Source organism: Bradyrhizobium sp. NAS96.2 (genome assembly GCF_001908235.1).
In the GTDB taxonomy this organism is placed as follows: Bacteria; Pseudomonadota; Alphaproteobacteria; order Rhizobiales; family Xanthobacteraceae; genus Bradyrhizobium.
The window spans coordinates 41,246-63,594 of the sequence record NZ_LGHK01000017.1 but is presented as its reverse complement, the minus strand read 5'-3'; the positions used below and the strand labels follow the sequence as shown (position 1 = coordinate 63,594).

Below are 22,349 nucleotides of genomic sequence, written 5' to 3'. Positions count from 1 at the left end.
TGTCACTCTCCCTGGCAGGCACGCTCGATCTGCTGCGTGGCCTGTGTTCGCGTCAGTGTCGCGATCCAGGCGAGCCGGGCCGACGCCTGCTTGTTGTTGCGCAGAATATACCCGCTGTTCTCCGGATAGCGAGCGGCCCTGATGTTACTGATCACGATCGTCATCACCATGCGGGTCGCGATCAGGTCGAACAGGATGGCGCGCTCGCGCGGCTCCAGCGGCGAGACCGCATGATACGCCGCAATCAGATCGAGCGCCGGCGCCAGCGGCTCGTCGCTGTCGGTCGCCTGATAGGCCGCGGCGATCGCCAGGTCGTTGATGCGGGCCGTCGCGGTCATGTCGCCGAAATCGATGATGCCGCAGACGCGGGTTTGTGAGTCCGCGTCGACGACGATGTTGTGCGGATTGAGATCGTTGTGCAGGGGTTGCTTTGGAAGCTGCACCAATACGGGCACGGCGTCGGCCACGAAATGATCGAGGACGCGTTCGACCAGTACGCGCTGGGCGGGCGGCACCGCGTCGAGCAGTGGCCGCAGTTCGGCGGCATGCTGGATGTCCCAGAGCAATTTGTGGTTTGCGCCGGGATGAACGAAGTCGCGCAGCGCAACGGCGAGCCGTGCCGCGCAGCGGCCGACGTCACCGCGCAACGCCGCCGACGGCGGCGCCTGATGCATCGGCGTTCCCGCGAGGAACGTCAGCAGCCGCACCACCCTCATCGAGCCGTCGTCGAAGCCGATCTCGAGCTCAGCCGCGCCATCGCGCGTCGGAATAATGCGCGGAATCGGCAGCAGCGGATCACGGACCGCGACGTGCCGCAGCGCCTCGGTCTGCAGATTGGTGACGGCCCGATCTTCGTCGGGATTGGCGATCTTGAGGACGTATTCGCATCCATTTGGCGCGCGCAGCCGGAAATTCTGGTCGCGCTCGCTGTCGAGCCGGCGGATGGCGGCCGACAGGCCGTAATGCTCCATGACGAGCGCCTGCGCTCGCGCCTCCGCGATCGGCCCGGCGGCGCGCAGCCCGTCGAGCGGGTGCGCGGCATCGGCGGACGAACGGGGGATCTGCATCTGACGCTGCTCCGTATCGCAATCAATAGCCGCGTGCGCGGTCGATCGCATGCGGGGGACGCCGTCCGGCGCGGATCGCGTCCGCCGTCATGGCAAGCGTCGTCGCAACGGCGCTGATGCTGACGTCGCTCGCATCATGCGGCGTGATGGCGATCCGCGGATGATGCCAGAACGGATGTGCCGAAGGCAACGGTTCGGTCGCGAACACGTCGAGCGCCGCTCCGGCCAGCTGACCGCTGTCGAGTGCTGCGAGCAGATCGGCTTCCACCAGATGCTCGCCGCGGCCAACCTGGATCAGGTAGCCGCCGCGGCGCATCCGGCCGAACAGATCGGCATTGAGGATGTTGCGCGTCTCGGGTGTCAGCGGCAGCAGATTGACCAGCACCTCGGTCTCGCCGAGCATCGCGGCAAGACCGGCGGGCCCGTGAAAACTCCGGCTCGCCGACGAAATGGCCTTGGCGGTCCGGCTCCAGGACAGCACGGGAAAGCCGAGATGGGCGAGGTCGACGGCAACGCGCCGGCCGATCTCGCCATTGCCGAGGATGCCGACGGGCACATCCTGCGTGCGCCGCTGCCCGCGGCGTTGCCAGATCCGGTCGCGCTGCTGGGCGCTGAAGGCGGCAAAGCCGCGCTGATGCCCGATCGCATGCCAGGCGATGAAGCCCGACATCATCTGCCCCTGTCCGGGATCGACGACGCGCACCACGTCGACGCCGGGCGGCAGGCTCGGGCAGGCCATGATGTTGTCGACGCCGGCGGCGATCGAGCATACCGCCTGCAAATCGGGATAGCGTTCGAACGCGTCGTCGGGCGGATGCCAGGCCAAAGCGAGACGCACATCCGCGGCATCGCCGGCATGATCGACCACCTCGATGTGCGGCGCAATGCGCGCGAGCTCCGCACCGAAATAGTCATGCAGATCGAGGCTGCTGCTGATCAGGGCACAACGCATGGTTCAGGCCGCACGCGATGAGGAAATCTGCCCGGGCACCGCGGCGAGCAGCTCGCTTGTGTAGGGATGTTCGGGCGCCGAGAACAGCGCGGCGGTCGGCTTCAGCTCGACGATCGCGCCGCGCTGCATCACCGCGATCCGGTCGCAGATTTGCGCCGCCACCCGCAGATCGTGGGTGATGAACAGCATCGACAGGCCAAGCCGCGTCTTGAGGTCTTCCAGCAGGTTCAGCACCTGCGCCTGCACGGAGACATCGAGTGCCGAGACGGCTTCGTCGGCGACAATGATTTCCGGCTCGAGCGCAAGCGCGCGGGCGATGCCGATGCGCTGGCGCTGGCCACCTGAGAATTCGTGCGGATAGCGTTCCATCGCGCTGGCATTGAGGCCGACGAGACCGAGCAGCTCAGCGGCACGCTGACGTGCGACCGCCGGATCGGTGCCGTGGGCGATCGGCCCGTCGGCGATGATGTTGCCGACCTTGCGGCGCGGATTGAGCGAGGCGAACGGATCCTGGAAGATCATCTGGATGCGGCTGCGTTCCTTGCGCAGCGCGCGGCCGGCGACGCGGGTGAAATCGGTGTCGCCGAGGCGGACCGTGCCGTGGTCCGGCTCGATCAGGCGCATCACCAGGCGGGCGACGGATGACTTGCCGGAGCCGGATTCGCCGACCAGACCGACGGTCTCGCCTTGCAGGATGTCGAAGTTGACCTCGTTCGCGGCGCGTACCCGCCGCACCGGCTGGAACCAGCCGCCGCCGCTGACATAGGTCTTGTCGAGACCGATCACCTCGACCGCCTTGGCGCGATCCGCAAGCGGCGCGCGCGGCGGCGGCTGCATCGAGGGCACCGCCGCGAGCAGCGCCCGCGTGTAGGCGTGTTGCGGTCGCCGCAACACATCGTCGGCTGCGCCCTGTTCGACCACCTTGCCGTGCTGGAGCACGACGACGCGGTCGGCGATGTCGGAGACGACGCCGAAATCGTGGGTGATGAACATGACCGCCATGTTGCGGCGGCGCTGCAAGTCGCGGATCAGCTCGAGGATCTGCGCCTGTGTGGTGACGTCGAGCGCGGTGGTCGGCTCGTCGGCCACCAGCACGGTCGGCTCCAGCGCCAACGCCATCGCGATCATGGCGCGCTGGCGTTGGCCGCCGGACAGCTGATGCGGGTAGGCGCGCGCCGAACGCTCGGGCTCGGGCAGGCCGACCTCGCGCAGCAGCTGCAATGCCTTCTGCTTGCGTTGCCGGGGCGTCAACAGATTGTGCGCCTCGAACATTTCGGCGATCTGGTCGCCGATCCGCATCAAGGGATTGAGCGCGGTCATCGGCTCCTGGAAGACCATCGCGATATGGCGACCGCGAAGCGCAAGCCAGCCGGTGTCGTCGAGGGTGAGCAGGTTCCGGCCGTCATACGCAATCTCGCCGGCCTCGCGGATGATGGTGTCCGGCAACAGCCCCATCAGCGCATGCGCGCACATCGACTTGCCGGAGCCGGACTCGCCGACCACGCAGAGGATCTTGCCGGGCACGAGATCGAAGGAGACGCCGTCGACGGCGTAAGGGCGGTCGGAGCCCGGCGGCAGCGCGAGCTTCAAATTCTTGATCGAGACGACGGGTGCGGCCGACATGCGTCAACGCCCTTCCTTGTTGAGGCGCGGATTGAACGCGTCGTTGAGCCCTTCGCCGATCAGGTTCAGCGCCAGCACCGAGAGCAGGATCGCGATGCCGGGGAACAAGGTGATCCACCAGGCCTGGCGGATCACGGTGCGGCCGGCGCCGACCATGTAGCCCCAGGACATCAGATTGGGATCGCCGAGGCCGAGAAAGGAGAGCGAGGATTCCAGGAGGATCGCGGTCGCGACCATCAGCGAAGCCAGCACGATGACGGGCGACAGCGCATTGGGCAGGATCTCGCGCCAGATGATCCAGCTGTGGCTCTGTCCGGTGACGATCGCGGCCTGGACGTATTCGCGGGTGCGCAGCGACAACACCTCGCCACGGACCAGGCGCGCGACCGGCGGCCAGCTCACGATCGCGATTGCCAGCACGATCGAGACGATCGAGGGCTGCAGGATCGCGACCAGCACGATGGCGAGCGCGAAGCTCGGCACGGTCTGGAAGAATTCGGTGAAGCGCATCAGCGCGTCGCCGACCTTGCCGCCGAAATACCCAGCGAGGGCGCCGACGGGAATCCCGACCGCGAGCGCGGCCATGGTCGAGACCAGGCCGACCAGCAGCGAGACGCGGGCGCCATAGATGATGCCGGCGAGCACGTCGCGGCCGAGCGCATCGGTGCCGAGCGGCAGGCCGGGTACCGTGAACGGCGGCAGGAACGGCCGCTGCACCATGCGCCAGGGAGAGGTGGGAAACAGCAGGGGTCCAAAGATCGCGATCGCGATCGCAAGCAGCAGGATCGTCAGCCCGATCACGCCGCCGGGGTTGCGCAGCATGGTGCGCCAGAACTTGCTCATGAGGCAAACTCGATGCGGGGATCGACCGCGCGGTAGATCAGGTCGGTGATCAGGTTGAAGGCCAGCACCATCGCCGAGCACACCACGAAGACCCCGAGCAGCAGATTGTAGTCACGCTGCAGCAGCGCCTCGTACATCAGCCGGCCGATGCCGGGCCAGGCGAACACGGTCTCCGTGAGCACGGCGCCGCCGACCAGCGTGCCGGCCTGCAAGCCCGCCAGCGTCACCACCGGCAGCAGCGCGTTGCGCAGCACATGGCGGCGCTGGATCACGGCGTCGCGCAGGCCCTTGGCGCGCGCGGTCTTGACGAAGTCATGCCGCTTCACCTCCAACATCGAGGCGCGGGTCATGCGGGCATAGGTGGCCATGAAGAACAGGCCCATCGTCGTCGCCGGCAGGATCAGATGGGCGCCGACATCGAGCACATGAGCGAGACCGGTGTAGTTGGCGCCGACGGTCTCGTAGCCAAAGCTCGGCAGCCAATCCATCGCGACCGAGAACAAAAGGATCGCCATCAACGCCACCCAGAACAGCGGCGTGGCGTAGAAGATCAGCGCCACTATCGTGATCGCGGTGTCGGCCCAGGTGCCGGCAAAGCGCGCGGCGAGTGTGCCGAACAGAACGCCGAGCAGCAGCGAAATCACGAAGGCCGTGACAGTCAGCAGCAGCGTCGCCGGCAGCCGCTCGGCGATCAGCTTGGCGACCGGCATCTGCTGGCGGAACGAGAAACCGAGATCGAGCGTCACGATGCCCTTGACGTAGCGGTAGAGCTGGACCGGCAGCGGCTGGTCGAGCCCGAACTTCTCGCGCAATTGGGTGACGAAGATCTGGTCGCTGGCGCCGGCCTCGCCCGCCATCACCATCGCCGGGTCGCCCGGCGCCATGCGGATCAGCATGAAATTGAGGACGACGATCGCAAGCAGGACGACCACGGCCTTGGCAAGTCTCTGGGCTATGAATGCGAGCATCGGTGACTTCGGTTGTGTTCGGGAAGGGAGGGGGGCCGCGGCGCCTTGCGCACGCCGCGGCCCGGCAACGAGCCCTATTTGTCGAGCCAGGCGTCGCGGAAGCCGTCGTTGACGCCGATCGCGGTCGTGATCAGGTTCTTGACGTTGCAGCGGGTGATGGTTGGGAATTGCAGCTCGAGCAGCCAGGCCACCGGCACATCGTCGACGAGGACTTTCTGCGCCTTGTCATAAAATGGTTTGCGTGCCGCGTCGGGGAAGGCGACCGCGCCGTCGGCGAACAGCTTGTCGATGTCCGGGTTCGAATAGCCTTCGACGTTGTTGAACGGATTGCCCTTGACGATCTGGCTGGAGACATAGGTGCGGCTGACGCCAAGCGCGGGATCGCCGTACTGATAGACATAGGTGAAGGCGATATCGTAGTCCCATTCCGAGGTCTTCTGGTTCCAGCCTGCGACATCGGTCGAGAGCATTTCGACGTTGATGCCGACATCCTGCAGGTTCTGTTTCACGGCCTCGGCCCAGCGCTGCCAGGTTTCGCCATACGGCAGCGGCAGCAGGCGGACCTTCTCGCCGTTGTAGCCGGCTTCCTTGAGCAGCGCCTTGGCCTTGGCCGGGTCATAGTCGTATTTCGCCACGTCGCTGCTGTAGTACTTGATCGACGAGCTCGACGGGCCGGTCGCGACCTTGCCGAGGCCGTTCCAGATCACGTCTTTCGCGAAATTGCGATCGAGCGCGTACATCACCGCCTGGCGGAATTTCTTGTTCGCGGTCGGGCCGGAGCGGTTGTTGAGCCACAGCCATGACAGCGGGCTGAAGAACTCCCAGCCGGCGCCGGTGACGCAGACATTCTTTAGTTTGGACAGGCGGGGCACGTCGAAATTCTCGACCGAGCCGCCTGGCAGCACGTCGACCTTGCCGGTCTCGAACGCCACCGCACGTGCGGCGGCGTCGGGGATCACGTGCCAGTAGATCTCGTCGAGATGCGGCAGGCCCTTGATGTAGTAGCTCGGATTCTTGACCAGGCGGATGAACGAGCCCTTCTGCCATTCCTTGAACATGAAGGGGCCCGTGCCTACAGGCGTATTGTTGGCGGGGTTGGTCTTGAAATCGGTGCCTTCATAGATGTGCTTCGGGATCATCGGCAGCGATCCGACCTCGAAGACGCCGATAAACGGTCCGAACGGCTGCTTCAGGTTGAAGATTACCGTGTTGTCGTCAGGTGTCTCGATCTTGTCGACTGGCGCGAAATTGCCGCGGGCGCGCGGATGGGTCTGCTTGAGGAATTCGATCGAGAACACGACGTCGGCCGAGGTGAACGGCTTGCCGTCATGCCAGGTGACGCCCTTGCGCAGCTTGAAGGTATAGGTCTTGCCGTCCTCGCTGACGCTCCAGCTCTCGGCGAGACCGGGCAGCGGCTCGAGTTTCGGTGAATAGCGCAGCAGGCCTTCATAGATGTTGCCCGCGACCATCTGGGTCGGGCCGTTCTGTACGAGGCCCATCATCAGACCCGGCGGCTCCGGCTGGATCACCGCGTTGATCACGCCGCCGGATTTCGGCTCCTCGGCGAAAGCCGCAGTGCTCAGGGCACTCGCCACCAAAAGACTCAACAGAACTCGCTTCAACATGTTCGGGCTCTCTCGTTCGAATACGCTCTAGTTGACGAAATCCGGATCTGTGCGCGCGAGCATGCGCCTGAAGGCCGCCCACTCGGTATCGGGCACGCCGTGGGTCTCGATGCTGTCGTAGAAGGTCGCGTATTGACCGGCGGTCTTGTGAGCGACCGCGTCCGACAGCGGCGCGATCTCGGCGCCGGCGGACTGGATCGCGAGCTGCGCGCGGCAGGAGCGCTCCAGATTGTGCATCAGCTTGAAGGCTTCCGCGACCGAGCGGCCGCAGGTCAGCATGCCGTGATTGCGCAGCACCATCACGAACTTGTCGCCGAGATCGGCGACCAGGCGCTCGCGTTCGTCGAGATCGAGCGCGATGCCTTCATAGTCGTGATAGGCGAGGCAGCCGGTGAACTGCATCGACCATTGATTGAGCGGCAGCAGTCCCTGCTTCTGGCAGGACACCGCGACGCCGGCCACCGTGTGGGTGTGCAGCACGCAGGCGACGTCCTGCCGCGCCGCATGCACCGCGCTGTGGATAGTGAAGCCGGCCGGATTGATGCCGAGCCCGAGCGGATCGTCGATCACGACGCCGTCGAGATCGACGGTGACGAGGTTCGACGCCGTCACCTCCTCGAAGCGCAGGCCGTAGGGATTGATCAGGAAGCGGTCATGGCTGCCGGGCAGCCGCACCGAGATGTGGGTGTAGATGCTGTCATCGAGCCCGAGCCGGTGGATCAGCCGGTAGGCCGCGGCGAGGTCGATGCGGAATTGCTGGTTCTGGTCCTTCACGGCGTCGGGCCGCACATGCGTCGTCATCGTTGCTGCTAGTCCCTGTCCGCGGGCCGTTTTTGTTGCGTTGCAATGCCCGCGTCACTAAACTGTCGACAATCTAAGAATTGATCAAGATCAAACTGTCGACAATCGACGATTAAATAATGTACAAGGGTCGAAACGGACCCTTTTGATGCGCACGATTTCCCCTCCGGTCGGCTTGCCGGCCCTCAATGAGACCGACCTCGTCGGCCAGGTCGCCCGTCGCCTGACCGAGGCCATCGTTCTGGGGCGGCTGCCGCCGGGATCAAAGGTGGTCGAAGCCGGCATCGCGCGCGAGCTGGGGGTGAGCCGGGCGCCGGTGCGCGAGGCGGCGCGGCTGCTCGAGCAGCAGGGCTTGCTGGTAGCCAATCCGCGCCGCGGCTTCTTCGTCCGGCAGTTCGCCGCCGATGATATCGACGAGATCTACGACCTGCGTCTGTGCGTCGAGCGTCATGCCGCAGTGCTCGCCGCGCGCAACCTGACGCCGGAGACGCGCGACAAGTTGCGCCGGCAGATAGAGGTGCTGCACGAGACCGCCGATCTCGACGATCCGGCGCGGCAGGTCGAGGAGGACTACCGCTTCCATCGCCTGATCTGCGAGATCGCCGGCAACCGGCGGATGCTGCGGCTGTTCGACGATCTCGCCTCCGAGCTGCGCATGGTGATCGGCCTGATCGGCCGCCTCTATGACGATCCGCATGAGATCGCGCGCACGCACGAACCGGTGCTCGCCGCGATCGAGGCCGGTCATCCCGAGCGCATCGTCGCGTATGTCGACTATCACATCGGTCATGCCTGGCGCGAAGTCGGACGGCTGGTGCGCGAGATTCCGCCATGGCCGGCGGCGGCGAAATAGCCGCGCGCGATGTTGCGATCTTTCTGATTCATCCAACAGGAGTTTCCCGTGAAGGCCGTCTACAGTGATCTGCACCGCAGCCATGATCCGCAGTTCTTCCTGGTCCGCGGCGTGGTCCAGCGCACCACCGAGCAGCCCGAGCGCGCCGACCGCCTGCTGGCGGGCCTGAAGGCCGGCAAGCACACGCTGATCGAGCCGACCAAATTCGGGCAGGGACCGCGCGCGCGCGTGCACAGTCCGGAATATCTGAGCTTTCTCGCCGAGGCCTGGGATGCGTGGACCGCGCTCGGCGATGCCGGGCCGGAGATGATCGCGAACATCCACCCGGTGCGCAACGCCGCCACCTATCCGACCCATATCGTCGGCAAGCTCGGCTGGCACACGGCGGACACCGCAGCGCCGATCGGCAAGGGCACCTGGGCCGGCGCCTGCGCCTCGAGCGACGTCGCGGTCACCGCCGCGCAGGTGGTGCTGGACGGCGAGGACGCGGTTTATGCGCTGTGCCGTCCGCCCGGCCACCATGCCTATCGCGACATGGCCGGCGGCTTCTGCTTCCTCAACAACAGCGCGATCGCGGCGGAGCATCTGCGTCAGAAGCATGAGCGCGTCGCCATCCTCGATGTCGACGTGCATCACGGCAACGGCACGCAAGGCATCTTCTACGAGCGGGGTGATGTCTTCACCGTCTCGATCCACGCCGATCCGTCGTTCTTCTATCCGTTCGTCTGGGGCTACGCGCATGAGCGCGGTGCCGGACCCGGTCTCGGCGCCAATCTCAACATTCCGCTCGCCAAGGGCACCGGCGACGACGATTACATGATGGCGCTGGCGGCGGCGGAGCGGGCGATCCGTTCTTTCGCGCCGACCGCGCTCGTGGTCGCGCTCGGCCTCGACGCCTCCGAGAAGGACCCGCTGGCGGGCCTCGCCGTCACGACCGACGGTTTCCGCCGCATCGGCGAGGGGCTGGCCCGGTTCGGCCTGCCCACGGTGCTCGTGCAGGAGGGCGGCTATCTCTCCGATATTCTCGGCGCCAATCTGACGGCGGTGCTCGGCGGATTCGAAGCCGCGCGCTAGCGGCTAGCAGGAGCCGGCCAGTCGCCGGCCGGCTTCGCGAACCGGTCGGGAAGGGATCCCCCGTAAGCCCTCCGTTCACTGTTGTGGTTGCGGACATGGATCTTGATCGGCCGTGGATGTTTCGATTCCTCGGCCATGCCGCTGGCTGAGGTCTGGCTGCCGGGCGGCAACATCGCCAAACTGAAAGTATCGCGAGAAGCCCGCGAGGAGGGCTCGCAGCGATGCCGATGAGTTGCCATCCAAGATCATATTGCCAAGAGTCTGTCGGTCGGTTGCGGAGATGACGTCCATTGACCTGCGTCAAGCCGAGGGAACCTCGGGACCGCTATACAGATTCATCCGAAAACCGGGGGCGCGATATGGTGACCCGTTGCCTTAAGTCGCTGATGATTGCCGGCCTGACCGCTGCTTTCGCTGCGCCCGTTCACGCTGAAGACGCCGATGTCGGCAAGGCGGAATTTCAGGCGTCGTGCGCAAACTGCCATGGCGTGGATGGAAAGGGTAAGGGACCGTTCAGCGAACTGCTGAAGGTGCCGCCGGCCGATCTGACGACCTTGGCCAAGGACAACAACGGCGTCTTTCCGACGAGTGCCGTCTATCAAACCATCGATGGGCGGAAGAAAGTTCCCGCGCACGGTACGCATGAAATGCCAATCTGGGGAGAACGATTCAACCCCATCATGAACGTGCCTCACACTGTTGATCCGGCGTACGATGCGCTCGATCCATCGCGGGAGTTGCGGGAGGTCGTTGTGCGAACGCGGATCCTTGCCGTGATCGACTATCTGAACCGCATCCAGCAGAAGTAGCGGCCAAGGGCGATCTCGATAGCCGTCTCGCCGCGTCCGCCCGTGGCAGCCGGATCGCTCGCGGTCACAGACGCATGAAGGCGGACGCGTCCCTGATTGATCCTCATCAAGGCCGCCGCAAGCAATGGCGCTAGTGATCTTGCAGAAAGCGGAGGATCAGCGATGACAGGCATAGTGCTTGATGCCGAGCAAATCCAGAGCGCCCCGGCTCCCGTTCGTCTCTGGCTTGAGCAGCAGATATCGGCGGTTCTCGGTGCAAGGTCGATAACCGGAGCGCCGCCGCCGCGCCTGATTGCCTGCACAGAAGCCCAGGCTGCGAACCTTCTCAATCGAATTAGACAGGTGCCATCCGCTGTCGAGGTGCTCTTCGGGCTTGCCCATCCCGAGATCTGCTACGGCGACCCGCCAGTCGTGACGTTTCGCCTGCTTGATCTTCAACGTCGTGCTGGTCTGGAAAACATCGCCAGACTGCTGGAATGTCTCGACCTCATCAATCGGGCGTTTGCGGAGATATGTGAGGATCCGGCGGCGAGGTTCTGCGAATTCGACGCTGCGGGGCATTGCTCGGTTCTGCCAACCACCCAAGGCAGCATTGCTGCATTGTGGAAGGCAATCATTGCGGCGGAGCGGCGGCCGGGCGTGCTGCCGATCGCCGTAGCCGAATAGTGCGAAGCGAGCACGAGATGATGCCGCAAAGGGCCTGTCGCGAGTTGGCGAGGACCCGGTCCGATCGGTTGTCCTCATTGATCGCCGTTGTAACGTCAAGTCTCCTGCTGCTCTGGGCCGGGCAGGTGCAAGCGGGAGAAATCCGGGACGTGCAGACGCTTGCGCCTCTGGTCGGGAAAATCATCCGAACTGTCGTCAGCATAAAGGTCGATACCGGGACGGCGGCAACCTCCGGGTCGATAAACTCCGGTCCTCCCATGACGAAGGAGGTGTCTGGTGCGGGCGTCATCATCAAGTCGGAGTCCGGATTGATCGTGACGAGCAATCATCTGATCAACGGCGCCAAGGCACTCTCGGTCGAATTGTCGGACGGACGCCGGTTTGAGGCGAAGTTCGTGGTGGCCGACGAGCGCTTTGACCTAGCCATGCTGAGGGTTTCGGCCTCCGGCCTCACCGCAGCCACTGTTGGTCGATCGATCGATGCCGAGCCGGGAGATTTCGTGCTTGCAGTCGGGGGGACGGCGGGACCTGCTCAAAGCGTCAGTTTCGGCATTGTCAGCGCTCTGCATCGTTCGCGCGCCGGCATTCCCTGCCAGGATCTCATTCAGACCGACGCCTTACTTGACAGCGGCAGCAGCTCGGGCGGACCGCTGTTCAATCTGCGGGGCGAGGTGATCGGCATTGTTGTCGCCACCACCGGCGAGGCCGAGCGGGGCTTCGGCCTGGCAATTCCCTCGGATGCGATTGATCGCCTCTTCGTCAGATTGAATTAAGCTCCCTCATCATCGCGGGTCGATCTTGAGGTGTGCGGTCCGGCTGTTGGCGGGTGGCGAGGCGAAACGTATTGCGTCTCGTGACGCGGCATAAGATCGCAAGCCGGATTTGATGCAGGTCAAATCCGGCCTCTCGGCAATCCGCTTTACTCGGGTTGCGCAGATACCCCAATTGCGCACAGCCAGCCCCGTCGAAGCTGTCAGCTGTCGTCCAGCTGGCAGCTTCTTTGGGCTGCGGTCGCAGATCCTGACGAGAACACATTCGTCACGAAGGATGGTGTCCCGGTCCGGGATCGGAGTTGTCTGCGAACACCGCCGCAATCCATCCCGTTGGCAACTGAACGCCGAATCCGGCGGCGCGAGGCAGGCGCTGGTGGCTCTAGAAGGGCTGATCATCCTCTGTCGAAGGCTCTTCCTCCAAGGAGACGAAGTCGCCGCCGCCATAATCCTCTTCCGGCGGCGGGTAAGTGATCTTCGACAGTTGGTCTTCGACCCGCTTCACGCCCGCAACGTTCTCCGCCGCGACGGTCGCGGCTTTGCGGGCGTTGTCGCTCCGGATGTTGCCGCGTAAGTTGACGATCCCGTCATGCACGCTGACGTTCAGAGCTGCGGGTCGCCAGGACGCATGCCCGAGTGCCGCAATCACCGCCGCGCGAATCTGATCGTCGTTGGCGGAAGGGGAGAGCCGTTCGAGACCAAGGTTTGCGATCGCGGTCATGAAGTCCGTGCGCGTGACCATCCCGACCAGGCTTTTGTCGCGCATGACCGGAAACCGCGTGACGCCGTGCGATTCCATGAGTTGAACGACTTGCTCGAGCGGCATGTTCTCGTCGACGGTGATCGGATCGGCCGACATGATCTCATTGACTTTGCGGCCGTGCTGGCGGGCGAAGTCGAGTGCAACTTGGCTCGTGCCTGCAAGCATGGCAAGCCAGCGGCCGCGACGCTTCTCCGTTCCAAGTTCGACACGCCGAATGAAATCTCCGTCCGACAGGATGCCGATGAGCGCGCGACTCTGATCGATGACAGGAAGGCCGCCGATGTGGTGGGACAGCATCGTCTTGATGGCGTCGCTCACCGATGCATCGGCATCGATTGTGATGACGTTCCGTGACATGATCTCCCGTACGCGCACGGCGTAGATCCTCCGACTTGAGCTGACGGTGTTTAGCTAACGCTCGGCAAGGACACGTGTGTTGATATTTATCAACCGGACGGTCGTGCAATTGCGCTGATATGCCAATGATGCGACAGGCAATTGGGCCGGGTAGGCCGACGACGGTTGGTAATAGTCCAATGCTTTCTGACTGTGCGACGGGTCGCTTGAACGGCGGAGAATCCCGCCAGCATTCCGCATCGCCGATCTTTCATCAGGGGAGGCACGACAGCGCGGCGTTGGACCGCGATCTCCGGCTGGATCTGTGCCGAGGTCTTGCAGTCTGGTGCATCTTCCTCGATCACATTCCCAACAACGTCTTCAGCTGGTTGACCCTGCGCCACTATGGCTTCAGCGATGCGACCGAAGTCTTCATGTTCGTGTCCGGCGTGACCTGTGCACTGAGCTACAGCGATGTCCGCCGTCGCGACGGGTGGACTTCAGTCGTCGCGCATACGCTGCTGCGAAGCTGGGAGATCTATGCCGCCTTTCTCATCCTGACCGTGACTCTTGCCATGGTCGTGTACGGCTGGGGAAGCGATCGCCTGGCCGACCAAACCAACGTGAAGGTCCTGCTGCAAAATCCGGGCGCAGCTCTGAGCTACGCCGCCATCCTGATGTACCGCCCAGTAAACACGGATGCGCTGCCAACCTTCGTGCTCTTTCATCTATCGTTTGCGCCTGTCCTTTGGGGAATACTGAAGTTTCCGAACGCGTCTCTGCTGTTCTCCGCGCTTATCTATGTGCTGGTCCAATTGTACGGCTGGAACTTACCGGAGTGGCCGACCAATCAATGGTACTTCAATCCGCTTGCCTGGCAGTTCCTGGTCGTTATTGGGGCGTGGTGGGCCACGCGAGGCTATCGGATGCTTTCGCAGATAATCGTTGCCAGGCCCGTCGTTGTGCTTGCGATCGCGTACATCGGTTTTAGTCTGGTGGTCGCATTGAGCTGGGAGATCGCGCCACTGGCGGCCGCGATCCCTGACTACATCGAGCGGTTGATCTATCCGATCGACAAGCCGGATCTGGACCCGCTGCGGCTGCTGCATTTCCTGGCGATCGCCATCGTCGTGGCGAGGTTCGTGCCGACGAATTGGCGCGGATTTGGCATGGTCGTCCTGAAAGGAGCAATTCGTTGCGGCGAGTGTTCGCTCGAAACCTATTGTGCGGCCGTCGTGCTCTCCCTGCTGGCGGATTTGTATCTCATCAAGGTGTCCGACAGCATCGCGGCGCAGTTCGTGGTGAGCGCTGCGGGGATCGCGGCGCTCGCTCTGTTTGCGACATCTATCACATGGATCAGCAAACGAAGCCGGCGACATCCGAAACTGCTATGAAGGGAGGTGGGACAGATCGCGCAGTCCCTTGAGTGTCGGCGCGAGATCCGGTCGAAACCTACGCAATTTCTGCTCGAGAAAAGCCCCGGGCAGCTTGGCAGTTCATGGTTAAATCGGCCTCGCATTCGCAAAATAATTGAGTGACGTAAGTCTTTGATTTCGCTACTCTGTCCTCCTCAGGACTCACTCCGCAGTCCACGATCACTTGCCGCAATGGGACAAATCGTTCGTAAGCCATTCAAGACCTACCACCATGGCGACCTCCGCGAAGCGCTGATTCAGGCCGCGTTGCGCGAGGTCGAGCTCGGTGGTCCCGAGGCGATCAGCATCAAGGCGCTGGCCAAGCAGCTCGGCGTCTCGCAGCCGGCGCCGTACCGGCATTTCGCCGACCGCGAGGCGCTGCTGGAGGCGGTGACCGCGGAAGCATTCCGGCAGTTCAACGTGATCATGCGCGAGGCGATCGAGCTGCCCGGCAAGGGCTCGAAACTGTCGCGCTTTGCCCAGGCTGCGCTGGCCTTCGGGCTCGAGCGCCACGGCATCTACCGGCTGATGTTCGCATCCCGAACCATGGCCTGTGCGCCTGTCGGCAGCGAGCTGCACGTTGCGGCGATGGAAACGCTGGCGCTGTTGATCGAGTCGTTCGAGGCTCCGGCCGTCGGGCTGCTGCGCGAACGGCAGGCGCTGAAGATCTGGGCCGGGCTGCACGGCATCGTGATGCTCGCCGAGCAGGGCCTGCTCACCGGCGAGGTCGCCCAGATCAGCCGCGAGGAGCTGATGGACGAGATCGTCGAGCAGACCAAGCTCGCACTGTCAGTCGCGCTGCAGGCGACGGAAGACCAGGCGTAGGCCGCCTTATCGCGGCGGCCGCGGATCGATCGGGGTGGTGCCGCGCACGCCGAGAATATCCTCCAGCACTTTCGCGCCGGCCAGAAGCTGCGCCTCGGCGCGGGGCCTCGCCACCATCTGCAGGCCGATCGGCAGGCCCGATGCGGTGAAGCCGCAGGGCAGCGACAGCGCCGGGCAGCAGGCCAGCGTGATCGCATAGACGATGCCGAGCCATTCGACGTAATTGTCGAACTTCTTGCCGTCGCACTCGGCGACATAGCGGTGCTCGACCGGGAACGGCGGCACGATGGTCGCCGGTGCCAGCAGCAGGTCATATTTGTCAAAGAACTCGAGCGCGCGCTGCGTTATCGCGACGCGCTGCGCCTCGGCGCGCTCGAGCTTCTCGACCGTGAGCTTCAGCCCTTCCTCGATGTTCCAGATCACCTCTGGCTTGAGCAGGTCGCGCTTGGTGCGCAGCAGTTCGGCCTTGCTGATCGCGAAGTCGAACGCGCGCAGCACGTGGAAGCATTCATGGGCTTCGCTGAAGTCGGGAGATGCCTCTTCGACGATCGCGCCGGCTTCGGCGAAACGCTCGGCCGCCTTGCGGGTCACGGCCTTGACCTCGGGATCGACGGGCGTGATGCCGAAATCGGGCGAATAGGCGATGCGCTTCGGCTTCTGGTTGGAGCGCGCCGCCGACAGGAACGATGTCGGCAGCGAGGGGAGCGACAGCGGATCGGCGGCGTGCTCGCCGCTCATCGCATCGAGTAGCAATGCGAGGTCCTCGACATTGCGCGCCATCGGTCCCTGCTGGCCGAGCGTGCGATCGACGCCGAATTTCGGCGTCTGGGCGACACGGCCGATCGACGGCCGGAGGCCGACGATGCCGCAGAAGCTCGCCGGGTTGCGCAAGCTGCCGCCCATGTCGGAGCCATGAGCGAGCCACGCGGTGCCGCTGGCCAGTGCCGCCGCCGCGCCGCCGGAGGAGCCGGCCGCCGAGCGGGACGTGTCCCAGGGATTGCGGGTCGGACCGAACACCTCGTTGAAGGTGTTGGCGCCGGCGCCGAACTCCGGCGTGTTCGACTTGGCGTAGATCACGCCGCCATTTTGTTCGAGGCGCTCGACCAGGATGTCCGACTTCGCCGGCACGTTGTCCTTGAAGATCGGCGAGCCCAGCGTGGTCAGCACGCCGGAGACGGCGGTGAGGTCCTTGATCGGAACGGGAAGGCCGGCGAGCAGGCCGCGCTCGCCGGCCGGTTTCTGCATCAGCGCCTTGGCGTGGGTGCGGGCGCGGTCGAAGCAGCGGATTGGCAGCGCGTTGACCTTGCCGTCGACCTCGGCGATGCGCTGTTCCAGCACATCGAGCAGATCAAGCGGCGTGACCTCGCCGGCTTTCAGTTTCTCGACGACGGCACACGCCGTTTCCTTCACCAAGCCCTGATCAGCCATGCGCCGTTGCTCCTATGTCTTCTGTTTCCTTGTGCTGTAGAACATTTCCTGCCGTCGTGGCAATGCGACGAGAACCGAAGGGGCAGGGATGGCAGCGTTGTTTTCCGCGCTGGACTGGCGCGCGATGAGCCAGCAGGAGCACGACCTTGGCTTGAACAACGGAGTGGCCGTCAAAGGCAGCGCCGAGATCGCCGCCGGCTGGGAGCAGCGCTCGGCGGCGCTGCGGCAGAAGCACGCCGGCCATCTCGATCTCCGGTATGGTCCGCGCGAGCGCAACCGGATCGATTTCCTGAAAGTCCGCGACGGTGCGCCGACGCTGTTGTTCATCCATGGCGGCTATTGGCAGACCCGCGCCAAGGAGGTGTTCACGATCTTTGCCGAGGGGCCGATGGCGCACGGCATCAATGTCGCCCTGATCGGCTACACGCTGGCGCCGGATGCGACGCTCGACGACATCGTCGCCGAGATTCACGCAGGCATCGATTTTCTTGCCGGGCAGTTGCCCACGCTCGGTGCCGCTACTGATGGCATCGTCGTGTCCGGCTGGTCGGCCGGCGGACATCTGACATCGATGGCGCTGTCGAACGCCCATGTCCGGGCCGGCATGGCGATCTCGGGCATCTATGACCTCGAGCCGATCAGGCATTCCTACCTCAACGAGAAGCTCAGGCTCGACGAAGCCGCCTCACGGCGCAATTCGCCCATGATGCAGCAAGGCGGCACGGCAAAACCGCTGTCGCTGGTGGTCGGCAGCGCCGAACTGCCGCTGCTGCGCAAGCAGACCGCCGATTTCGCCGGCCATCGCGCCCGCTACGGCTTGCCGGTGACCTATGAGGAGATCGAAGGCGCCGATCATTTCTCGATCATGCACGAGCTGCTGGCGCCGCAGGGCCGGATCACGACGCTGATCCGGCAGTTGTTCGAGCGGACGGCCACCTAACCGTCATTGCGAGGAGCGAAGCGACGAAGCAATCCATCTCTCCACAAGCGGCCAGATGGATTGCTTCGCTTCGCTCGCAATGACGAGGAGAGGGTCTAACCCCACCCCGACGTCAGCCCGCCATCCACCGTGTAGATCACACCCGACGTATACCCCGCGCGATCAGAGGCCAGGAACGCCATCAGGTCGCCGATCTCGCGCGCATGTGCGGGGCGGCCGAGCGGCAGGCCCTTTTGGAATTCCTTGTAGCGGTTCTCGTCGCCGAACTGGTTCTTGGCGCGGGTCTTGAGCAGCGTGACGTGGCGGTCGGTCCCAACGGGGCCGGGGTTGATGCCGACGACGCGGATGTTGTCGGCGAGGCTCTTGCCGCCGAGCGCGCGGGTGAACGACATCAGCGCCGCGTTACCGGCGCTGCCGCAGATGTAGTTGGCGTCGAACTTCTCGCCGGCCGCGCCGATGTCGTTGACGATCACGCCGCCGCCGCGCGCCTTCATCTGCGCGTAGATCGCGCGCGTCAAATTGACATAGCCGAACACCTTGAGCTCCCAGGCGTGCCGCCAGGTCGCCTCGTCGATCTTGTCGATCGAGCCGCCCGGGATGTCGCCGGCATTGTTGACGAGGATGTCGATGTCGGCGGCCTCTTTGGCCAGCCGCGCGAGGTCCTCGGATTTGCGTAAGTCCACCACGCTGATCGCGGCATCGATCTGGTGCGTAGAGCGCAGCCGCTCGGCGAGCGCCTTGAGCTGGTCGCCGTTGCGGGCGGCGAGCAGCAGATTGGCGCCTTCCTCGGCAAAGGCTTCGGCGGCGGCCGCGCCAATGCCCTTGGAGGCGCCGGTGATCAGGACACGCTTGCCGCGCAGATGCAGATCCATGGGATGTCTCGCTTGGTATGAGGAACGGATATCGGCGAAATTGGTGGGGCAGGGTCGCGTGGCGGTCAACACTGCACTGCAGCGTTGCGCTCGCGCGAAGTTTGGTCCATTGCAGGGCGATCAGGATAGACGGCGTTGCCGGCCGGGCAAATCACAAGGGTGTTCTCGATGAGCAAGAAGCAATATCGGATTGCGGTCATTCCCGGCGACGGCATCGGCAAGGAAGTGATGCCGGAGGGCCTGCGCGTCATCGAGGCGGCGGCGAAGAAGCACGGCGTCGACGTGAAGTTCGACCATTTCGACTTCGCCTCCTACGACTATTACGAGAAGCACGGCGAGATGATGCCGGCCGACTGGAAGGGCCAGATCGGCAAGCATGACGCGATCTATTTCGGCGCGGTCGGCTGGCCGGCCAAGATCCCGGACCACGTCTCGCTGTGGGGGTCGCTGATCAAGTTCCGCCGCGAGTTCGACCAGTATGTCAATCTGCGCCCGGTGCGGCTGATGCCCGGCGTGCCGTCGCCGCTGGCGAACCGCAAGCCCGGCGACATCGATTTCTGGGTGGTGCGCGAGAACACCGAGGGTGAATATTCCTCGGTCGGCGGCCGCATGTTCCCGGACACCGACCGCGAATTCGTCACGCAGCAGACCGTGATGACCCGCACCGGCGTCGACCGCATCCTGAAATTCGCGTTCGATCTGGCGCAGTCGCGGCCGAAGAAGCATCTGACCTCGGCGACCAAGTCGAACGGTATCTCCATCACCATGCCCTATTGGGACGAGCGGGTGGAGGCGATGGCCAAGAAGTATCCCGGTGTGAAGTGGGACAAGTACCACATCGACATCCTCACCGCGAACTTCGTGCTGCATCCGGACTGGTTCGACGTCGTGGTCGGCTCCAACCTGTTCGGGGACATCCTCTCGGACCTCGGCCCGGCCTGCACCGGCACGATCGGCATCGCGCCGTCGGGCAACATCAATCCGGAAGGCGATTTCCCGTCGGTGTTCGAGCCGGTGCACGGCTCGGCGCCTGATATCGCTGGCCAAGGCATCGCCAACCCGATCGGCATGATCTGGTCGGGCGCGATGATGCTCGAGCATCTCGGCGAGAAGCAGGCCGCGGATGCCATCGTCGGCGCGATCGAGCGCACGCTCGGCGAACGCACCCTGCGCACGCGGGATCTTGGCGGCAATGCCGACACCACGGTCTGCGGCAAGGCGGTCGCGGAGATGGTGGACTAGGCTGCGGAGTCAATCACGGGGTCGTCCTGGCGAAAGCCAGGACCGATCACCCCGAGTGCGTGCTGCCTTGTGAGGTCTGCCTCGCTCCCTTGTGGGAGAGGGGGGCTCGTCATCCAACCCCGTGCTGTCGTCCCTGCGAAAGCAGGGACCCATAACCACAGGGCCTTGTCGTTGGGGTTCGCTGTGGCCCCAGCCATCGCCACAACGCGAAGCGGTGGTTATGGGCCCTGGATCGCGCTCGCTACGCTCGCTTGTCCAGGACGACGGTGGAAATTACCCCTGCACGATCCTGCGGCAATGCTCCCATGCCGCGTGGATCAAATTCTCGCTCGCCTCGGGCGTGCGGAACGCGGAGTGCGCCGACAGCGTCACGTTCGGGATTTTCGTCAGCGGATGATCCTTCGGCAGCGGCTCGATGTTGTAGACGTCGAGGCCGGCGTGGCGGATGTGGCCGGAGTTGAGCGCATCGATCATCGCCTGCTCGTCGACGATGGCGCCGCGGGCGGTGTTGATCAGCACCACGCCCTTTTTCATCTTCGCGATCTTCTCGCGCGTGATCAGGCCGCGGGTCTCGTCGTTGAGCAGCAGATGCAGCGAGACCACGTCGCTGCTCGCCAGCACCGTGTCGAGCTCGGTGAATTCGACGCCGGGATGGCTCTTCGGCGACCGGTTCCAGGCGATCACCTTCATGCCGCTGCCGCCCGCGATGCGGGCGACCTCGGCGGCGATGCCGCCGAAGCCGACGAGGCCAAGCGTTTTGCCGGTGAGCTGCATGCCGTCCTCGCGCAGCCAGTTGCCGGCGCGCATCTCGCGGTCCATTTGCGCGATCACCCGCGCCGACGACCACATCAGTGCGATCGCGGACTCCGCGACGGCGGTGTCGCCATAGCCCTTGATCAGGTGCACGGCGATGCCGAGCCCGGCGAGCTCTTCCGGGTTCATGTAGCTGCGCGCGCCGGTGCCGAGGAACACGACGTGCTTCAGGCCTGAACACTTCTTCGCGATGTCGGTCGGCAGCGCCGTGTGATCGACCACCGCGATCTCGGCGCCGTCGAGCACCGCCGGATAATCCTCGGGCTTGATGTCCGGGTTGCGGTTGATCCGCATCGCGGGATCGCCGGGCTTCTCCAGGCGCTCGGTGATGACAGCGAGCGATTCATTGGCGTCGACAAACACTGCGCGCACGAAAGCCTCCATCGAAGGGGAGATATGAAGATCAGGATGCGACGCCGGCGAGCGCCAGCACCGTATGCATCAGGACGTTGGCGCCGGCCGCGCAATCGGTCTGCGTGGCATCTTCCAGCTCGTTATGGCTGATGCCGTCCTTGCAGGGCACGAACACCATCGCCGCCGGCATCACGGTGTTGAGGTTGCAGGCGTCGTGGCCGGCGCCGGACGTGATCCGGCGGTGCGAATAGCCGAGCTGATTGGCCGCGTTCTCGACGGCGTCGACCAGCTTCGGATCGAAATGCGTCGGCGCCTTGCGCCAGACGAGATCAAGCTGCACCTCGACCTTGCGCTTTGCTGCGATCTCGACGATGGCGGCACGCAGGTCGCGGTCCAGCGCATCCATGATCGCGGCGTCGGCGCTGCGGCAATCCACCGTGAAGGCGATCTCGCCGGGGATGACGTTGCGCGAGGGCGCAGCGATGACAGCCTCGCCGATGGTGCCGACCGCCTTCGGGCCGTGCTTTTTCGCGATGCTCTCCATCGCCAGCACGATCTCCGACAGCGTTGCCAGCGCGTCGCGGCGCAGCGGCATCGGGGTCGAGCCGGCATGGCTCTCGAAGCCCACGATCTTGCCGTCGTACCACAGCACGCCCTGGCCGGAATCGACCACGCCGATGGTCTTGCCTTCGGCCTCCAGGATCGGGCCCTGTTCGATGTGCAGCTCGACGAAGCCTGAGAACTTCTGGCGGCCGACCGGGGCATCGCCGCGATAATCGATCGAGTCCAGCGCCTGCGCCACGGTGACGCCCTCGGCGTCCTTGCGCGTCAGGATGTCGTCGGTGGTGAAGTCGCCAACATAGGCGGCCGAGGCCATCATCGCCGGCGCGAAGCGCGAGCCTTCCTCATTGGTCCAGTTGCAGATGCAGATCGGCAGCTCGGTCTCGATCCCGGCATCGTTCAGCGTGCGTACCAGCTCGAGGCCGGCGAGGGTGCCGAGGATGCCGTCATATTTGCCGCCGGTCGGTTGGGTGTCGAGATGCGAGCCGACGCCGATCGGCGGCTTCGACATGTCCCGTCCCTTGCGCAGGCCGAACATCGAGCCGAGCGCATCGACATGCACGTCCAGGCCGGCGTCCTCGCAGGCCTTGCGGAACCAGTCGCGCACCTGCTTGTCCTCGGCGCTCAGGGTCAGCCGCCGCACGCCGCCCTTTGGCGTTGCACCGAACTGCGCGGTTTCGTGGATGGTGCCCCAGAGGCGGGCGGAATCGATCTGCAGGTTGGTGGCGGCTCGGCTCATTGCGGCTCTT

Annotated in this window: 21 protein-coding genes; 9 read left to right on the top strand and 12 right to left on the bottom strand. The window is 64.6% G+C overall.

All coding sequences use genetic code 11. The features are described 5' to 3' along the window. Nucleotides 1-2: 2 nt before the first annotated feature. The 7 genes from AC628_RS04495 to AC628_RS04465 form a co-directional block, all read right to left on the bottom strand. Nucleotides 3-1,067, bottom strand: a complete 1,065-nt coding sequence (locus AC628_RS04495; RefSeq protein WP_074125540.1) for a phosphotransferase — start codon at nt 1,065-1,067, stop codon at nt 3-5. A gap of 22 nt (nt 1,068-1,089) precedes the next feature. After that, the gene (locus AC628_RS04490) at nt 1,090-2,019 is read right to left on the bottom strand and encodes a 2-hydroxyacid dehydrogenase (protein WP_074125539.1); all 930 of its coding nucleotides are present in this window, start codon (nt 2,017-2,019) and stop codon (nt 1,090-1,092) included. Nucleotides 2,020-2,022: 3 nt separating this feature from the next. After that, nucleotides 2,023-3,642, bottom strand: a complete 1,620-nt coding sequence (locus AC628_RS04485; RefSeq protein WP_074125538.1) for an ABC transporter ATP-binding protein — start codon at nt 3,640-3,642, stop codon at nt 2,023-2,025. 3 nt (nt 3,643-3,645) lie between these two features. Further along, entirely contained in the window at nt 3,646-4,485 is an 840-nt protein-coding gene (locus AC628_RS04480; protein ID WP_074125537.1) for an ABC transporter permease, read from the bottom strand. Then, nucleotides 4,482-5,453 (bottom strand): ABC transporter permease, encoded by a 972-nt coding sequence (locus AC628_RS04475; RefSeq protein ID WP_074125536.1) that lies wholly within the window; start codon nt 5,451-5,453, stop codon nt 4,482-4,484. The genes AC628_RS04480 and AC628_RS04475 overlap by 4 nt, the downstream gene beginning before the upstream one ends. Before the next feature lie 74 nt (nt 5,454-5,527). Beyond that, nucleotides 5,528-7,078, bottom strand: a complete 1,551-nt coding sequence (locus AC628_RS04470; protein ID WP_074125535.1) for an ABC transporter substrate-binding protein — start codon at nt 7,076-7,078, stop codon at nt 5,528-5,530. A 27-nt stretch (nt 7,079-7,105) separates the two neighbouring features. After that, on the bottom strand, nt 7,106-7,879 hold the full coding sequence (locus AC628_RS04465) for a class II aldolase/adducin family protein (RefSeq protein WP_074125534.1): 774 nt from the start codon (nt 7,877-7,879) through the stop codon (nt 7,106-7,108). Between the two features lie 148 nt (nt 7,880-8,027). On the opposite strand from AC628_RS04465, the gene AC628_RS04460 reads away from it, so the two are divergent. From AC628_RS04460 to AC628_RS04440, 5 genes are all read left to right on the top strand, one after another. Continuing rightward, entirely contained in the window at nt 8,028-8,732 is a 705-nt protein-coding gene (locus tag AC628_RS04460) for a GntR family transcriptional regulator (RefSeq protein WP_074125533.1), read from the top strand. Nucleotides 8,733-8,780: 48 nt separating this feature from the next. Next, nucleotides 8,781-9,806 (top strand): histone deacetylase family protein, encoded by a 1,026-nt coding sequence (locus tag AC628_RS04455; protein WP_074125532.1) that lies wholly within the window; start codon nt 8,781-8,783, stop codon nt 9,804-9,806. Nucleotides 9,807-10,165: 359 nt separating this feature from the next. Next, entirely contained in the window at nt 10,166-10,615 is a 450-nt protein-coding gene (locus AC628_RS04450) for a c-type cytochrome (RefSeq protein WP_074125531.1), read from the top strand. A gap of 96 nt (nt 10,616-10,711) precedes the next feature. Then, nucleotides 10,712-11,281 (top strand): hypothetical protein, encoded by a 570-nt coding sequence (locus AC628_RS04445; RefSeq protein ID WP_245321025.1) that lies wholly within the window; start codon nt 10,712-10,714, stop codon nt 11,279-11,281. A 149-nt stretch (nt 11,282-11,430) separates the two neighbouring features. Next, on the top strand, nt 11,431-12,054 hold the full coding sequence (locus AC628_RS04440; RefSeq protein WP_245321024.1) for a S1C family serine protease: 624 nt from the start codon (nt 11,431-11,433) through the stop codon (nt 12,052-12,054). A 379-nt stretch (nt 12,055-12,433) separates the two neighbouring features. Here the strand turns inward: AC628_RS04440 and AC628_RS04435 are convergent, their stop codons facing one another. Continuing rightward, nucleotides 12,434-13,171 (bottom strand): CBS domain-containing protein, encoded by a 738-nt coding sequence (locus AC628_RS04435; RefSeq protein ID WP_083632574.1) that lies wholly within the window; start codon nt 13,169-13,171, stop codon nt 12,434-12,436. A 206-nt stretch (nt 13,172-13,377) separates the two neighbouring features. On the opposite strand from AC628_RS04435, the gene AC628_RS04430 reads away from it, so the two are divergent. Both AC628_RS04430 and AC628_RS04425 read left to right on the top strand, forming a co-directional pair. Beyond that, entirely contained in the window at nt 13,378-14,544 is a 1,167-nt protein-coding gene (locus tag AC628_RS04430) for an OpgC domain-containing protein (protein ID WP_245321023.1), read from the top strand. A 213-nt stretch (nt 14,545-14,757) separates the two neighbouring features. Continuing rightward, nucleotides 14,758-15,390: a TetR/AcrR family transcriptional regulator gene (locus tag AC628_RS04425; protein WP_074125527.1), complete on the top strand. Its 633-nt coding sequence runs from the start codon at nt 14,758-14,760 to the stop codon at nt 15,388-15,390. A gap of 6 nt (nt 15,391-15,396) precedes the next feature. On the opposite strand, the gene AC628_RS04420 is transcribed toward AC628_RS04425, so the two are convergent. Next, entirely contained in the window at nt 15,397-16,818 is a 1,422-nt protein-coding gene (locus AC628_RS04420) for an amidase (RefSeq protein ID WP_074125526.1), read from the bottom strand. Nucleotides 16,819-16,906: 88 nt separating this feature from the next. On the opposite strand from AC628_RS04420, the gene AC628_RS04415 reads away from it, so the two are divergent. Further along, on the top strand, nt 16,907-17,758 hold the full coding sequence (locus AC628_RS04415; protein WP_074125525.1) for an alpha/beta hydrolase: 852 nt from the start codon (nt 16,907-16,909) through the stop codon (nt 17,756-17,758). Nucleotides 17,759-17,853: 95 nt separating this feature from the next. On the opposite strand, the gene AC628_RS04410 is transcribed toward AC628_RS04415, so the two are convergent. Beyond that, nucleotides 17,854-18,630: an SDR family oxidoreductase gene (locus AC628_RS04410; RefSeq protein ID WP_074125524.1), complete on the bottom strand. Its 777-nt coding sequence runs from the start codon at nt 18,628-18,630 to the stop codon at nt 17,854-17,856. A gap of 168 nt (nt 18,631-18,798) precedes the next feature. Between AC628_RS04410 and AC628_RS04405 the strand changes: the two genes are divergently transcribed. Continuing rightward, nucleotides 18,799-19,872 (top strand): tartrate dehydrogenase, encoded by a 1,074-nt coding sequence (locus AC628_RS04405; protein WP_074125553.1) that lies wholly within the window; start codon nt 18,799-18,801, stop codon nt 19,870-19,872. A 273-nt stretch (nt 19,873-20,145) separates the two neighbouring features. Here AC628_RS04405 and AC628_RS04400 read toward each other — a convergent pair whose 3' ends face one another. Both AC628_RS04400 and AC628_RS04395 read right to left on the bottom strand, forming a co-directional pair. Next, nucleotides 20,146-21,057 (bottom strand): NAD(P)-dependent oxidoreductase, encoded by a 912-nt coding sequence (locus tag AC628_RS04400; RefSeq protein ID WP_074125552.1) that lies wholly within the window; start codon nt 21,055-21,057, stop codon nt 20,146-20,148. A 31-nt stretch (nt 21,058-21,088) separates the two neighbouring features. Beyond that, nucleotides 21,089-22,339: a Zn-dependent hydrolase gene (locus tag AC628_RS04395; protein ID WP_074125523.1), complete on the bottom strand. Its 1,251-nt coding sequence runs from the start codon at nt 22,337-22,339 to the stop codon at nt 21,089-21,091. Between the last annotated feature and the right edge of the window lie 10 nt (nt 22,340-22,349).